The sequence below is a fragment of the Fusibacter sp. A1 genome, from assembly GCF_004125825.1.
Lineage (GTDB): Bacteria > Bacillota > Clostridia > Peptostreptococcales > Acidaminobacteraceae > QQWI01.
In genome coordinates this window covers 336,858-352,499 of the sequence record NZ_QQWI01000002.1, presented here as the reverse complement: position 1 = coordinate 352,499, position 15,642 = coordinate 336,858, and the positions used below count along the sequence as shown (strand labels likewise).

Below are 15,642 nucleotides of genomic sequence, written 5' to 3'. Positions count from 1 at the left end.
TTCTTATTATACAGCAAAAAAACACTCAATTGAGTGTTCTAATGTTAGTTTAATGATATTTTAAACTTCTTAATCTTCAAATGCGAAAACATAAGGCACGTTTCTGAAATAGTCGCCGTAGTTCAAGCCGTAACCGACGATGAACTTATCAGGGATCTCAAAACCGACATAATCAGGTACGAGTTCGACCTGTCTTCTTGAAGGCTTGTCAAGGAGCACACAGCTCTTGATCGACTTAGGGCCTTTCTTACTCAAGTGTTCAATCACGTTTTTCATGGTGATACCCGAATCGGTGATATCGTCCACAATCAGCACATCATAGCCTTCAAGTGAACCTTCAATGTCTTTTTTGACCTGTAGGCTACCTGAAGATTCCTCCGAGTGTCCATAGCTTGAAGTGATCATAAACTCTATTTTCACATCAATCGGCATTTTTCTTACAAGATCGGCAGTGAAAATAAAACTGCCTTTCAATAACGATACGACCAATAGATTCTTTTCTTTATAGATCTCGGTCAATTCAGCACCAAGTTCAGCGATTCTTGTTTGAATTTGATCTTCTGACAACAGGGTTACCTGTCTTTTGTTTTCTATGCTCATGCCTACCTCCTCAAATTACTAATAGCTCTATTCTATGCAATACTACCCTAGTTGTCAAACGCTTAAACGAACCTTTTTCCACGCTTTTTTTCCATATGGTGTCCGATTTGCCGTGAAAACGTTTTCTATCTCTCGATTTTATTACGAAAGGTTCATACAAGTGTCGTATAAAAACGTTGTCATTACCTATTCTGACGTTGTAAAATGAGTCTAGTAAACACCCTGATATTGGGTCAACGGAGGAAGAGAATGAATGAATTCAGAACTAAAAAAGCCGTTTCTAAAGAAACATTCGTATTTTTAGCAATTTTGATCGCGACAACCGTTTACTTTGGAACTACCATGGGATTTGATGTCATGTTCGATGTCATTATCAAAACCGCACATGATCTACTTTTGGATACGGTTTTTAAAATCATGGCCATCGCGGTACTCGCTGGCGCGTTCGCAGCTCTTATGACCGAGTTCGGTGTCGTTTCGCTTATCAACAAGGTCCTATCACCGATCATGCGTCCACTTTACAACTTGCCAGGTGCGGCTTCACTCGGAATCATCACTACCTATTTATCCGATAATCCCGCAATCATCTCCTTGACTAAGGACAAGTCGTTCACTAAGTTTTTTAAAGAACATGAGATCCCGACCCTTTGCAACTTGGGAACAGCATTCGGCATGGGAATGGTATTATCCTTTTATTTATTCAGTTTAAACGCCGATTTTCTTCCCGCGATCATCGTCGGCAACCTAAGCGCGCTGATCGGTTCGATCGTCAGTGTTAAAATCATGCTGCACCACACGAAAAAATACTACGGCGTTACTAAAGAGAGCGAAAGAGAATCAAGCCTCAGCGCCGAGCAATTGTCCAAGGTTAGAGAAATCAGACCGGGCAACACACTGGAAAGATTCTTAGAAGCAATTCTTGACGGCGGTAAAAACGGCGTTGAGATGGGTCTTGCGATCATCCCTGGCGTACTTGTCATCTGTACAGCTGTCATGATGCTTACGTTCGGACCACAAGGAGCCAACGGAGAGTATATCGGTGCAGCCTACGAAGGCGTCGGACTTTTCCCACAACTGGCCAGTTATATCGCACCAGTGTTGGAGTTCTTCTTCGGATTCACCTCTACTGAGGCTGTGACACTACCTATCACCTCACTTGGTGCTGTAGGGGCTGCAATGGGTATGGTTCCTAGACTGCTTGATGGCGGTCTGATCGCATCAAACGACATCGCAGTATTCACTGCAATGGGCATGTGCTGGTCGGGTTATCTGAGCACACACGTCGGCATGATGGACGCCCTTGGTGTAAAACGTCTTGCCAATAAGGCGATCATCTCCCACACGTTCGGCGGACTTGCTGCCGGTATTTCCGCAAACTATATCTATAAGCTTGTAGTATTGGTCATGGGTTGATCAACAGCCAATAAGTAATAAAAAGGACGCCGAGGCGTCCTTTTTTAGTGCGATCATCTTTTTAAAACATCGATCTCTTCTAGCGTCTTTAAATCGTTCAGCTTCAGATAATCATAGGATAGCGTGTACAGATCCTCATCGACATACATGATCCTGTTGATCTGACTGTTGTAGTCATATCCGTAGGATTCAGCGCCCGTCTGATCTGAATGAGTGATGGATCCCTTGAAGTCGAGCATGCCCTTTTCTGTGAACCCGAAGACATAGGCATCCTTCGAATAGCCGCCATAGAAGTTGTTCTCAACCGTCACCGGTATGGCGAGTATGCTCTTGTCTTTATTGAACAAGAACGCCTTATGGTCATATTGGACATCCGTACTGCTATTACCTGAACCTATGATTCTTTTATCCTTTTCGATAGGATGCTCAAAATCACTGACATCAAACAAGGAGATCTTCACCCCGTCATTGACCACCCGCCCCTCCATAAGCTTGGTGTTCATACCGACACCGATGATCGTGGTCTGGTCGTACGGATGCAGATAGCTGCTATATCCCGGTATTTTAAGGTAACCCAAAACTTTAGGATTTTGCGCGTCTGATGTATCGATCACATAAAAAGGATCCACTTGCCTATAGGTGACCATATAGACTTTCTCTGCGATCATGCGAGTGCTGTAGATGCGTTCACCTGGCGCCAAGTTTTCTATTCGGCCCACGATGTTTAGTTCTTCATCCAAAATATAAAGGTTGTTGAGTGTCGTATTGCCAAGACCCGCATCCTCAGAACCCCATCTTGTCGTCGTGATTCTAAAGTGGTCTCCATATTCATCCATCGAAAACTGGTTCAAAATCGAACCCGGAACCGAACCTCTCGCGTCAAAGTCTATCGATCCGTCTAAGAGTTCGAACTTGAAGATATCCGTCGATTCGCCCGACGTGCGCCACCACATGCCGCTGTTCTGCTGCTGAGCGACATATAAACTGTCCTGATCGACATAAATGCTACTTCCCCCACCGATATATGCATCCACATCAAAACCGTCCATAGACAGATTATCGAGGTCTAAGCCTATGGTATACATCATCGAGTTGTTTACATGACCTGGAAAATAGGCGAGTTCATCATATCCTATAGAACTTGTTATCGTCTTTCCAGCGGCATCTTTTTCAAAGAGCTGAGGCATCGGTCTTATCTGATCGTAATAGTTGGTCCGATTCGCAACCACATAGATATAACGGTCGACAAGGCGTCCCGACAGATAGCGTCCTTCGACTCCAAAGGATTTGATGAGTCTTGGCGCTTCACCGGCAAGGTTTGTCTTATCGTATACTTTGATCATCATCACCTCTGACCTATAAAGAGGAACCGTCATGATGCGATCGTCCTTTTCATAGGTTCTTAGTTCATCGCTTGTCTCCCGACCGATGACAATCAGCCGGTCCTCTGTGATGAAAAGTTTTTCAGGGTAAAAGTTGTCTTCCTTGACCATATAGGCAACTTGCAACTTACCTCTGCCAGTTTTGATGATTTGAATCAACTGATTTTTAAGCGCGTAGATATAATGTTCGTCAAGCTTCACAAGATCCGCTTCGTCTACCCCTTCGACCTGATTGTTCGTTTCAGAAACGTCGCTTTCTTTGGCCTCTTCAGTGTTTAGACCTGCTGCGGGAAAGACCTCGTCTGTCGATATGTCATCAAGCATCCTATAGTACAGGTCCTCACTTGGGTAAAACGACATCAGGGCGTCATACTCCACCATGCCATGTAGGACTGGTAGTGTCTGCGATTCCGACCTAAGCGTGTCGTACACTCTCGCCACTAAGGGATTTAATCGTCTGACACCCTCAAAAATCTGATTTACTGCGGCTACCGACAAGTACATCCTGCCGTCGATAATCACTGGCTTGATGATTCCATCAACCAGCACTCCGTTTTTAAGAAGATACTTTTGGTCCGCTTTCACTTGGATCAGCATCTTATTCTTTTCGATTTCAACCATACGGGTCTGAGCCTGCCATGTCACCGTATAGCCCAAGCCTTCGAACGTAGACCTGAGAGGAAGGTAATCCTTTGATAGAGATATTTTCAAAGGCACGTCCACATAACTGCTGTCGGCAGAAGCTCCTAGCGGCACACCGGCTATGACCATGAGTAGCATTAAAATCGCAACTAACATCTTTTTCATCGTAATGACCCCCGTTTCTTAAAACTGGTTCGCCTTATAGACCAAGTATACTACTTTGACGGAATATTCCGATAAAATGTTCCGTCAAAAACAAAAAAAAGGATGCTAACATAAATTAGCATCGAGAGTGTATATACAATCGCTTTAGGGGGTCGATTGTAAGATCAAGCTACTTGCGTAGCAGATCAGCATTAAATTTTGGACATCAATATGTCCGTAATAACATTATCGGCAGGTCGCATGCCTTCGTTAGCGAGTTTTGAAAGATTCATGATCGATTCTTCCGGACTTCTTCCGACGATACCGTTTTTCATATCCGCGTAGCTGTTGTGTTTCAACAGGTATACAGATTGAATTCCCGCGGCGGTCGCTGTCGATAATTTTAGTGAGCAGCCAAGTTTAGCGCCGTCACAAGTCATGCCGCTTAAATTCGCCACCATGGTGTCGATGATATGCGGTAACTTACTTATATGGATACCGAGCAGATATCCGATAGCGATAGCGGAACCCGTTGCCGAAGCAACTCCGCAAGCGCAGACCGAAGACAATCTACCCAAGTAATACTTGATATAGCTGTTGATCAAATGACTCATGGCTAGAGCTCTGATCACTTTATCCTGATCGAACTTATAAATCATATCCGCTGCAACAATCGGTAAGACAGCAGTCAGTCCGTTATTGCCGCTTCCATTGGAAGTCATGACCGGCATATCCACACCTGCCATTCTGGCATCCGATGCGGCTGCAGTCATCTGCATGGCAAAGGTGATAAGCTGTGAAGGATCGATTTCTTTTGAACTGCTTGCAGCGATCGCCCTACCAAGTCCAAGTCCAGGACCATGTTCTAAACCGTACATCGCCATGTCCTTATTCATCTGATACCCATCCATCATAAAGCTAATCGATAAAACATCCATGGAATCCACTGTTTTTAGCAAGGATTCAATAGTATGGCTGAATAGCGGCGTATAGTCAGCGCTACCCGATTGGTCAGTACATTCGTTCTGATAGTATACGACGTCATCGACACTGTAGAAGCACAGCTGGTCATGACGCTTTGAAATCGTCGCACGATGTCGTGATCCTTTTACATGGAGTACCACATCGATATGAATCTTTTCACCGCCGTCAAAACGCTTTAGCTCCACAGGAATGACTTGATGCATCCTGTGCGCATCCAAAACCTGAGGACCGCTCAACTTGCTAAGTACGTTCATGCCCTCTTCGGCATCGCCGAAAGCGCCGAGCACTGTAGCAATTTCAAGTCCCACCCTTTTGGTTCTTGGAACACCTACATTCATCGCATTTTTAAGTATGTTGGTTGAAACCGTAAGCTCTATTTTTTCTATGTCGCACGGTTGATCTATTCCTCTGGCGGCATAAGCTGCTGCCAGCGCGATCGCAACCGGTTCTGTACATCCTGTCGCTGGTTTTACCTCTGATCGCAAACACGAAATTATTTGATTTTCCATTTTAAGTCCCCCGCTTTCCAAACATGTATGTTGCAATACACATGCCAACTTTCAAGAAAACGAAAGATTCTACAATAAAAAAAAACAAATTCGCTAATATCAAACCTTACAGTCGAATTATAAAGGATATCCGCCAGGACTGATATAGGACTTTAGTCCTATATCAGTCCTGGTCATTCTCATTTTGAGATTGATGCGTCATGAAATTACGATGCTCGAAACATCTAAGAAGTTGCAAATGCTTATGCACAAAAAAAACTTTATGACAACTCTGAAAGTCTCAATATGAGATTAATCTCATATTGAGACTAAATTTCTTTCATTTTTCGATATAGTGTCGCTCTAGAAATCCCCAGAACATTACATATTTGAACGATACCTTCCTTATGGGTTCCATAATGGCTTATCGCGCTCTTGATCAGATCGTGCTCCATCTGCTGAAGGGTCATGAATCCACGATCCGATTTCCTTCTGCTTCCCTGCCCGTAAAAGCGGTTTGGCAGATCCTCACTTGTTACGATGCCGTCTGTATCGATATTGAGGGAGTACTCGATCACATTTTCAAGTTCCCTGATGTTTCCGGTCCATCTATGGGTCATGAACATCTTCATCACTTCATCGCTTACCGTGATGTTTCGACCGATGGATAACCTTTCTTTTTTCCGTTTCACCAGTTGTTTTACAAGATCCGGTATGTCCTCTGTACGCTCTCTCAGGGGTGGAATCATCACAGGTAGTACTTGAATCCTGTAGTACAGGTCTTCCCTAAACTCACCTTCCTTGACCATCAGCTCAAGATCCCTGTGCGTGGCACAGATTATTCTCACATCAATGGGGGTCGGTTCACTGGACCCTAGCCTTTCTACGGCTCTTTCCTGCAGCACCCTCAAGAGCTTGACCTGTAGATTGAGAGGCATATCGCCGATCTCATCTAGAAACAAGGTCCCCCCATCGGCAAGCTCGAACTTCCCTGGCTTTCCTTTGGTGTTGGCTCCTGTGAACGCTCCCGACTCATATCCGAACAGCTCGCTTTCCAGAAGATTTTCAGGGATAGCGCCACAATTTATCGCGACAAATGCGCAGTCCGCTCTCGCGCTGTGGTTGTGGATGGCTCTAGCAAAGAGTTCCTTGCCTGTACCGCTCTCCCCTTGGATGAGCACTGTCGATGAGGACATGGCAGCTCGCATGGCGATGTTGATCGCGCCTCGAATGGTTTTTGAACTTCCCTCTATTGTATCGAAATGCGTAAGCATGGGCTGAGATTCGAGGGCATGGTATCTCGAGATCGATGATTTGAGCGTCTCGATAAAGAAGACGTATCCGCATTCTCCCGTCGCGTTCTTTATGGTGTGGCGATCAAAAATACCTCTGGTCATATTGGGTTCACTGATCACAAAGGACTGATGGCTGAGATCCGAATTTTCCGCTGCGGCTAAAAAATCAGCGGGTACCGTCGAGCCGACAGTAAATCCAAAGGCGTTCTCCACATAGTCGTTGAGCCTTTTGATGATTCCCTTGCAATCGGTGTAGACCACCCCCTGCTCCATGTGACTCACAAGCAGATCAAGTTCTCGGCTTGCGACCTCGAGCGCGTGATGGTCAAGGGTTTCCCTATATTTCGATGCGATCAGTTTGGCCATTTCGCCGACGAACTTCTTCACACCCTCACTATGGGCGATCAGATAGTCCCTTTGGGATTCGTCATAGGCGACTAGGCCTATGACGCCTAATATTCCATCCTTTGATACGATAGGGGCGCAGATTTCTGCGAATTCCTTGCAACTGTTTTTGTTTCCGCACGCCGCGCAAGCGACGTGGTTTCTTGGCTGGTCGATAAACAGCAGCTCTCCTGTCTTTAGGGAGAGCGCATTCGCCGATCCTTCATCGATTCTGCCTAAGGACTCATCCCTTGTCGTGATGATCTTTTCAAAGGTATGGTCGACGATGGTCACGTGGACGCCGAGTGCCGCTCTGATCGCCTCTGCGACCTGCACAAGTGTTTCTTTGATACTGCTTAAAGGTTCCACTCTCCACCTACTTTGGACGATTGACAATCAAATGCAATAGGGCTACGACTTCTTTCATATGGAACAAGAGCCTGTTCAGGGTAAACTGAATCGATACCAAGATGATAAAAAACATCATCACTAAAATTATAATCATTTGGTTTTCCACTCTATACCTCCTTCGTCATACAGTAAAACACGTTTTTGAGCGCTTGCCCCTTCAGACAAGTACTCCATCGTCTCTTTGTTTATGGTGATTACATCCTTGAGTCCATCCGAGATAAACCGCCTGCCTGGATTGTCCTTGAAATAATCCAACCAGAAGTTCAGTTCGTAGTCGTCATCACCTACTGTGATCCGGTTTAGGTCATATGCGTCAAAACGAGTATCAAAAGGTGATTTTATGGGATTCCAGCCCACATTCACCGAACTGACCATTCTATATGGAGCGAGCCACCCTTCACCTTTGACAAGTTCAAAATAGTCTTTTGGCTTTTGGCCGAAGGGCACCGAAAAGTGAAAGGAGCTGTTTCCGTTAAGCGCTTCAAGATACTCAGCCTGTTTGACAATGGTCGACCGCTGTTTTTCCTGATCGACCTCAGTCAGATTGACATGGCCTGCTGTGTGGTTTCCCAGTTCATACCCGCTTGTGAGCAGATACTCGACTTTATTAGCATCAATCGGCGCGTTGCCAAAGACGACCGGCTGGTTGACATAGAATATCGCTTTTCCACCAAAGCCTTCATACTCCCTCTCCATGGATTCGAAGATTCCTATGACGCAAGAGGGATCGATGGTACCATCCTCCAGGTACTGAAAATTGGAAGGATGTCCGTCATCGAAGGTCAGCACGATGGGGGTCTTACCTGCAGGAACGTCAAAATCACCAGTGACAAGTTCTGTCATCGTGATCGGTACGTATCCTTCACTATAAAGCCTTATCAGATCTTTTTTGAAGTTCTCAGGGGTTCTTGCGTAATACCCTTCCTTGCTCGGATCACTCACAAGATTGTGATACATCACAATCATCACCTGACCCAGTTCATTGGGTTTATGCTCATCGACTATCTTTTCATAATCGATCGATTCTGCAACCGCTTTAGCATCCTCTTCGTTTATACCCTGATTCTTTACGACCACGTCCCCGCTCAGCGGACCGCTTAGGAGCGAAACTGTCAATTGAAGGACCACAGCCCATTTCATAAAATACATCATCTATTCTCTACCTTCCCTAATTTTCTTCCCTTGGGGCATACCGAAAAACAGAGGCCGCAAACCACACCTCGTCCTATGTGCTGATATGCCCTGTGCATGTGTTTTGAACAAGCTCTTACATCAATCATTTCGTTTCTTTCAATACCTTCATGCCAATTCACACCGTAAATGGCCATGGCAGGACAGATTGCGGCGCATAAGTCGCAGCCCCCGCACGACTCCTCTTCAACCTTTGGATATTGATCTGGCTGGTAGGTGGTCAGCACCGTACCCAGGCGTACCCTTGGTCCGTGGGTCGGCGTGATAAAGCAAGCGCTTTTGCCAATACTTCCTAAACCGGCTAGCCTTGCCGCAGTCCTATGCTGAAATCGCCCTTCGTAATGATGTTCTTTTCCAGGCAGCGACTGGGATGCGGCGATGGGATAGGCCCGATGGCCGTTCTTTTCAAGTGCAAGACCGATTTCCAGATTGATTTGATCGATCATACGGTTTACCGTCCGATACAAATGGAAATACGGTACCGTCGGAGCATCGACCACCTCATCGATCACCGCTGTCAACATAGGAACATAAAAGCTTACTGCTGTCTTATAGTGGTTCAAGTCTTCCGGGAGCGCGCCCTTTAGGTCTGCAAATCCCCAATGATCTATCTGATGTCTCTTAAATACGTTTTCAAGTATCGAATACATAAGCACCTCCAACGGTTCTATCACCATTATAGCGGAGATTGCGCGGATGTTAAAGCGCCACTGGCTATTTGGTGCCGAAATAACTTTGCCCCACAATATCTTGTGTATCTTCTTCAAAATTTCATGTAATTTTAATCTTTATTCGTTTCAAGTTCACTTGTTTTCTGATATACTATTTTTAGTTTGAACTTAACCTTTAAGTGTCCATGATAAAGTGGTGAAAATATGTTTAATCAAGATTCTAGAGTAGAAGTAAAAGAAAAGTTAATCCTGCTATATAGCTACCATGCGGTGGGCGTTCCGGTAACAGGCGAACAAATCAACGATATCCTGTTGTCGCTGAACCTCATCGAATATTTCCCTCTACAGCAGCACACGCTCGACCTAGTCGAAAACGGCATGCTGGAGGAGCACGATGTAGACGATGAGCACCTTTATATGATCACAGATCAGGGAATAAACACCTTGAATTTCTTTAAAGACCGAATCAGCGCTGCGATCACCGGTAAGATAGACGATGTGATGGTCGGCGTGAAAAAGGATATGAAAAAGTCGCGTCTGATCAAGGCCGAACACCAAAAGATAGATGAAGGAAACTACATGGTCGATCTATCAATCAAAGAAGGTCCTTATAATCTTGTGAAACTGACACTCAGCGTTCCAAGCAATAAAACCGCTAAAGAGATGTGCCAGCAGTGGAAAGACGACGCTGTCGGCATGTACGCAAAGATCATCGAACTCTTCGACAGCGGAGAATAATACACACAAGCAAAAACCGTTTGAAGAAATCTTCAAACGGTTTTTTTATAGGTTGCTCACCTTGAACTTCGCACAAATTCGATATTGCCGCAGATCTGATCGGCGGTTTTGAAGCTGTTCATCGTATAAAGATGCACTCCTCTGACCCCCCAAGAGATCAGGTCGATGATCTGTTCTGAAGCGTAGGCGATACCCGCTTCTCTGAGGGCTTCTGGATTATGCTCGAATTTTTCGATGATGCGCACAAACTTCTTCGGTAGTGTCGCTCCCGAAAACTTGCATATCTTTAGTATCTGTTTCGCATTAAGTACAGGCATCACACCAGCGATGACTGGGGTATGTATACCAGCAAGGGTCAGCCTGTCCATGAAGTCGTAAAAAATCTCATTGTCAAAAAACATCTGCGTCAGCAGGTAATCAAGCCCGCTGTCACATTTCATCTTGAGGTTCAAGATGTCCTCTGTCCGGTTTCTCGCCTCGATATGTCCTTCAGGATAACATGCGCCGCCGATGGAAAACACGTCAGGCTGGGTCTCCTTGATAAACCTGATCAGGTCCGAGGCGTATCTGAAGTCGCCGGGGACATCAGTTTCACCCTTGTCGCCCCGCAGGGCCAAGATGTTCTCGATGCCGAAATACCTCATCGAATGGAGAGTTTGGGCAGCTTCAGCTTTGGTCATGTTCACACAGGTCAGGTGCGTCACCGCATTCATGTTCTGAATGTCCTTAATGTTCTTCGCGATCGAAAAGGTGTTGTTTTTCGTCCCTCCCAGCGCGCCGTAGGTCACACTGATAAAATCGGGATCCAAAGAATGTAGCTTGTTCGTTGTCGATAGGAGCTTTGGCAGTTTTGTATCGTCGTTTGGCGGAAATACCTCAAACGAGAACGAAAACGGCTTTTCCTCCAGTATTTTGCTAATCTTCATTCCTACCCCTTTTCTATCGCCTGGACATCGCAGGCCTCTATACAATTATAACAACTGATACATCTGGATTTATCAAAAATCAGTCCACTGTCCTCACCTATTTTGAGTGCTCTAGTGAAACATGCCCCCGCACATGCCCCGCACTGGTGGCACCTAAGCCGGTCAATTACGATCTGTGTCTGGATGATCTCCACCTGCACCCCTTCAAGTTCAAGAAACTCGATCGCCTGATTCACCGCTTTTGAAGCCCCTTCGATCTCAAGAATCAGATGCCCCATGAACTGCTCATCCACGATCGCGCGGTAAATGTTAAAGACGATGTCGTATCGTTTTGTCATTTCATAGATCAAAGGTTTTTGCACCGTCTTACTGTCATACGTTATTTCAATCTTGCACATCATACGCTCTCACCCAGCCCTCAATTAGTCCCAATTAATAAAAAAACTACTCCAAGATAAATTAGAGTAGTCGATCTAGCTTATCTGTCGGTTTCACCGCAGGATTTAGCACCTTGGCATCGCCAGGTTGCCGGACTTCATAGGGCCTGTCCCTCAGTCGCTCTTGATAAGTACTATTAAATTAAACCTATTATAACAGAGGCTCAGACCGTGTCAATCCATATACGGTTGGTATGTCAGAGGTATTTCAACGAAGCGTTTTCACTGGTAATGGTTAGCCTATTGAGGGTATAATGATGAAGAGGTGAAAAACATGAAAAAACACATTTTTGCACTAACGATAGTCATTCTTTTACTTGTTACAAGCATTGCTTTTGCCATGTTCGACGATGCGAGCAAACATTGGGCGGCAGATGACATCAACGCGCTTGTCCAGTCCGGAGCCGTCAACGGCTATAGCGACGGAACGTTCAGGCCAGACAACACGATCACACGCGGCGAGTTCACAAAGATCCTTGTCGTACTCAAAGCCGATGCCGTCACCGCGGCCACAGGTCATTGGGCCCAGCGGTATGTAAACACTGCGGTGGATAAGGGCTACTTGCCCTACAAGCATTTTGACGATTTGGACAAACCCATCAGCCGACAGGAAATGGCTTACATGATCGCAAAAGCCGCTGACAATCCTACACCATATCCTTACGCCTTTTCATTATCTTTAAAGGATTTCACATCGATGGATTCCTTTTATCTGGAGACCAGCTACACCGCCTACGGGTCGGGAATCATCGGAGGCTATAAGGACAACACCTTCAGACCGACGGCCTTTGCCACAAGGGCCGAAGCCGCCACCATGCTGATGAGAATGCACCGGGAAGGAAATAGACAGCCCAGAACCGTCAGCTTCAATCAGCAGACCCTTTCCTATTATGACGGCACAGACGGCAAACCTGCGCTGATCGCCGTAAGCGGTAAAGTTTATGATGTCAGCGCTATCGGTTCATGGAAGGATGGAGTCCATCGGGATGGTATCAAAGCAGGCAAGGACTTAACGGACTTCATGCAAGGCTCACCCCATAGCCCTGCGATCGTCGACGAGCTTGAACTGGTCGGCGTGTTCACCAAATAAAGCCATTCACGCAAAAAAGGCCAAAGCATATGCTTTGGCCTTTTTATGATTTAGCGGATGATTACAAGTCTCTCACAAGCCACTTGGTTTCGCTGATCAGACGATCGACGAATTCAGGAGACAGGTCAGGATTAATGGTCTCGTCACTCAATATCGCGATATTCGACATCGTCATCGCACGCTTGATGGTCGTGACAATGTCGGTATCCGACATGTAACCATAACCTAAGCCCGCGACAAAGGAATCCCCCGCACCGGTGACATTGCACACTGAAACATTTTCAGCGGTGATCTTCAAGTGTCTTACTCCATCTGTAAAGTAGATGCCTTCAGAGTCCAAGCTGATAAATACGTTCTTAACCCCCTGATCAAGGAAAAAATCTCCCGCCCTTCTCAGATCGTCATCCGACTCGATTTCAAACCCGACAAGCACTTCCGCTTCATATCTATTGGGCTTGATCGTATGAAACTTACCTAAAAGATGTTTGATGGAGATCGCCTTTTCAGCGGATACCGGATCCAAGATGAACTTTGTAGACCCGCTGAAGGTATCCAGCATGTACTCAAGATTTTGAGGACTGTCCGCATCGACAAACACATAGTCGGCACCCCTTATGATTTGCGCCTTCTCATCAATGAATGAGGTATTCAGTTCAGCGATGGCGCTCATGTCCGCAATGGCCGACACCATTTCGCCTTTTTCGTTCAGAATCGCCAGATAGGTCGGCGTTCCTCCGTTCTTAAGTACCAAGGTCTCTGACATGTCATAGCCGATCAGCTCTGAATGTTCAATCATACTCCTACCTTTTTCGTCATTTCCGACAACCGATATGAAACGGGTGTCCACTTGAACTCTTGCGAGGTTTTCTGCGATATTCCTGCATACGCCTCCAAATGACATCTTCACCCTACCAGGTGTAGAGTTATACGGTCTGTACTTATTTGAACTAAAACCAAAAATATCAACTACAGAAGCTCCGAACACCACGACATAGCCTTTACTCATTCCACATTCCCACTTTCCTATTCTTATTCGCTTTGTGATTGTATCACAAATACGTGGATTTTGAAATAATGGAGCGCAGATTTAGTGCCACCCTTTGATTTTCGCAAAAAATAAAAGCCCTACACATGATGTGTAGGGCTTAAGCTTTAGAAATTAGTCAACTACGTTGATGTTCTCAGCTTGAGGACCTTTAGGGCCGTTTACTACGTCAAAAGTTACTTTTTCGCCTTCTTCAAGAGTTTTGTAACCATCTTTTTTGATTTGTGAGTAGTGAGCGAAAACGTCATTACCATCTTCAGAAGTGATGAAACCAAAACCTTTTTCTGCGTTGAACCATTTTACTGTACCGTTCATAATGAGTACCTCCAAATTTTTATTGCCTTATTCACTATTAAGCTGTATTGTAATTCACAATAAAAATTTGAAGCATTGGTGCAATCAAATCCCTGTGGTAATACTGATACTTAATACTGCAAGGTTAACTCTATGATACATCTTTTTAAAATAAAATGCTAGCCTTTTTTCAAAAAAAAACTCACAAAAGATTAGAAAGCCTCACTTGTTAGAACTTTTCTGACTTCGCCGATATAGTATAAACTTCCAAAGCAGTAGATGTTCACCTCTTTGTTTTTATAACTTTTAATGACTTCCACAGCATCGCTTACCCGATCGAGTTCGACGATTTCTCCGCCAAAACCTGCTTTTTCGATCTCGGATTTCAGCTCAGAAGTCTTCATCGCTCTTGGATTATCGGGTTCGACTAAATAGATTTTTTCGAATTTACCGATTATTTCGCCGACCACATCGGATACCGCCTTATCCGCCATCATACCGAATATCGCGATTCGCGAACCCTCAGGCTGATAAGTCTCTATGGCCTTGACCAAACTTTGAACACCGTGCAAATTATGCGCAGCGTCGATAATCACCACTGGATTGTCAGAGACCTGTTCGACCCTACCCATCCATCTTGTCTTATCAAAGCCATCAAGTATGTTTTTAACATCTATCTGTATTTGCTTGCCCTCATTCAGGATACTTAAGGTGTCAAATGCCGTACATGCGTTTTGAATCTGATGTTCCCCCAAAAGCCTGATCTTGAAATCCACGTCCTTATAGGTGAAGGTCGTCGCACTTCGTGACAATTGTGTGTTTTTCACAGTGCGGTAGTCCGAGTAATGATATGGCGCACCGACTGCATCCGCTTTAGCGATAATCACTTCGAGCGCATCCTCTTCTTGAACCGTAGTCACCACAGGACAGCCTTCTTTGATGATACCGGCTTTTTCGTAAGCGATCTTATCGATCGTATCACCTAAGTACTGAACATGGTCCAGCGCAAGAGGGACGATGACAGAGGCAAGCGGCGATTTTATCACATTGGTGGAATCCAGTCTGCCGCCTAGGCCGACTTCAAGCACCACAATATCCACTTGCTGGGCATGAAAGTAATCAAATCCCACCGAGGTGACGATTTCGAATTCTGTAGGGTGGTCGCAGCCTTTTTCAAGCATGGCATCCACGCTTTTTTTCACAATGCCTGTATGACGGGCGAGGTCCTCGTCGCCTATCGGCATGCAGTTGATCTGGATGCGCTCGTTGAACCTTTCAAGATAGGGTGAAAAATAAGTGCCTACCTTGTAACCCGCTTCCATGAGTGCGTAAGCGATGAAGCTCGCGGTCGACCCTTTGCCGTTGGTCCCCGCGATATGAATAAAACGGAGCTCATCTTGAGGGTTGTCGATTCCCTCAAGAAGTAAGCGGATGTTTTCAAGTCCGTATTTGCTCCCGAACTTATAGGTGTCATGTATATAGTGTATGGCTTGCTCGTAGTTCATGG

General features: G+C 45.4%; 15 protein-coding genes and 1 riboswitch. Of the genes, 3 read left to right on the top strand and 12 right to left on the bottom strand.

Annotation, left to right across the window (positions count from 1 at the left end; genetic code table 11):
- Positions 1-69 precede the first annotated feature (69 nt).
- Positions 70-594 carry a hypoxanthine phosphoribosyltransferase gene (hpt, locus tag DWB64_RS03655; protein WP_348983814.1) on the bottom strand — a complete coding sequence of 175 codons (525 nt, stop codon included), beginning with the start codon at positions 592-594 and terminating at the stop codon, positions 70-72.
- 255 nt (positions 595-849) lie between these two features.
- On the opposite strand from hpt, the gene DWB64_RS03650 reads away from it, so the two are divergent.
- Positions 850-2,013: a hypothetical protein gene (locus DWB64_RS03650; RefSeq protein WP_129486833.1), complete on the top strand. Its 1,164-nt coding sequence runs from the start codon at positions 850-852 to the stop codon at positions 2,011-2,013.
- A gap of 53 nt (positions 2,014-2,066) precedes the next feature.
- Here DWB64_RS03650 and DWB64_RS03645 read toward each other — a convergent pair whose 3' ends face one another.
- The 6 genes from DWB64_RS03645 to DWB64_RS03625 form a co-directional block, all read right to left on the bottom strand.
- Complete coding sequence (locus tag DWB64_RS03645; RefSeq protein ID WP_129486832.1) at positions 2,067-4,202, bottom strand: beta-propeller domain-containing protein; 2,136 nt, start codon at positions 4,200-4,202, stop codon at positions 2,067-2,069.
- A 191-nt stretch (positions 4,203-4,393) separates the two neighbouring features.
- Positions 4,394-5,674 carry a serine dehydratase subunit alpha family protein gene (locus tag DWB64_RS03640; RefSeq protein ID WP_129486831.1) on the bottom strand — a complete coding sequence of 427 codons (1,281 nt, stop codon included), beginning with the start codon at positions 5,672-5,674 and terminating at the stop codon, positions 4,394-4,396.
- A 308-nt stretch (positions 5,675-5,982) separates the two neighbouring features.
- Positions 5,983-7,701, bottom strand: coding sequence for a sigma-54-dependent Fis family transcriptional regulator (locus tag DWB64_RS03635; protein WP_129486830.1), 1,719 nt, complete (start codon positions 7,699-7,701; stop codon positions 5,983-5,985).
- A gap of 7 nt (positions 7,702-7,708) precedes the next feature.
- Positions 7,709-7,849, bottom strand: a complete 141-nt coding sequence (locus DWB64_RS19190; RefSeq protein ID WP_164980183.1) for a hypothetical protein — start codon at positions 7,847-7,849, stop codon at positions 7,709-7,711.
- Positions 7,834-8,895, bottom strand: coding sequence for a polysaccharide deacetylase family protein (locus DWB64_RS03630; RefSeq protein ID WP_129486829.1), 1,062 nt, complete (start codon positions 8,893-8,895; stop codon positions 7,834-7,836). Before DWB64_RS03630 ends, DWB64_RS19190 begins: the two co-directional genes overlap by 16 nt.
- Entirely contained in the window at positions 8,892-9,584 is a 693-nt protein-coding gene (locus DWB64_RS03625) for a 4Fe-4S double cluster binding domain-containing protein (RefSeq protein ID WP_129486828.1), read from the bottom strand. The genes DWB64_RS03630 and DWB64_RS03625 overlap by 4 nt, the downstream gene beginning before the upstream one ends.
- A 225-nt stretch (positions 9,585-9,809) precedes the next feature.
- On the opposite strand from DWB64_RS03625, the gene DWB64_RS03620 reads away from it, so the two are divergent.
- Entirely contained in the window at positions 9,810-10,343 is a 534-nt protein-coding gene (locus tag DWB64_RS03620; protein WP_129486827.1) for a DUF4364 family protein, read from the top strand.
- Positions 10,344-10,399: 56 nt separating this feature from the next.
- Here the strand turns inward: DWB64_RS03620 and metF are convergent, their stop codons facing one another.
- Together metF and DWB64_RS03610 are read right to left on the bottom strand one after the other, a co-directional pair.
- Complete coding sequence (metF, locus tag DWB64_RS03615; protein WP_129486826.1) at positions 10,400-11,269, bottom strand: methylenetetrahydrofolate reductase [NAD(P)H]; 870 nt, start codon at positions 11,267-11,269, stop codon at positions 10,400-10,402.
- Positions 11,270-11,271: 2 nt separating this feature from the next.
- The gene (locus tag DWB64_RS03610; RefSeq protein ID WP_129486825.1) at positions 11,272-11,670 is read right to left on the bottom strand and encodes an NIL domain-containing protein; all 399 of its coding nucleotides are present in this window, start codon (positions 11,668-11,670) and stop codon (positions 11,272-11,274) included.
- 74 nt (positions 11,671-11,744) lie between these two features.
- Positions 11,745-11,840, bottom strand: a riboswitch (SAM riboswitch).
- A 140-nt stretch (positions 11,841-11,980) separates the two neighbouring features.
- Between DWB64_RS03610 and DWB64_RS03605 the strand changes: the two genes are divergently transcribed.
- Positions 11,981-12,796, top strand: coding sequence for an S-layer homology domain-containing protein (locus DWB64_RS03605; RefSeq protein ID WP_129486824.1), 816 nt, complete (start codon positions 11,981-11,983; stop codon positions 12,794-12,796).
- 61 nt (positions 12,797-12,857) lie between these two features.
- Here DWB64_RS03605 and DWB64_RS03600 read toward each other — a convergent pair whose 3' ends face one another.
- The 3 genes from DWB64_RS03600 to DWB64_RS03590 form a co-directional block, all read right to left on the bottom strand.
- Positions 12,858-13,802, bottom strand: a complete 945-nt coding sequence (locus DWB64_RS03600; RefSeq protein WP_129486823.1) for a carbohydrate kinase family protein — start codon at positions 13,800-13,802, stop codon at positions 12,858-12,860.
- A 153-nt stretch (positions 13,803-13,955) separates the two neighbouring features.
- Positions 13,956-14,156: a cold shock domain-containing protein gene (locus DWB64_RS03595; protein WP_129486822.1), complete on the bottom strand. Its 201-nt coding sequence runs from the start codon at positions 14,154-14,156 to the stop codon at positions 13,956-13,958.
- A gap of 191 nt (positions 14,157-14,347) precedes the next feature.
- On the bottom strand, positions 14,348-15,640 hold the full coding sequence (locus DWB64_RS03590) for a folylpolyglutamate synthase/dihydrofolate synthase family protein (RefSeq protein WP_129486821.1): 1,293 nt from the start codon (positions 15,638-15,640) through the stop codon (positions 14,348-14,350).
- Positions 15,641-15,642 lie beyond the last annotated feature (2 nt).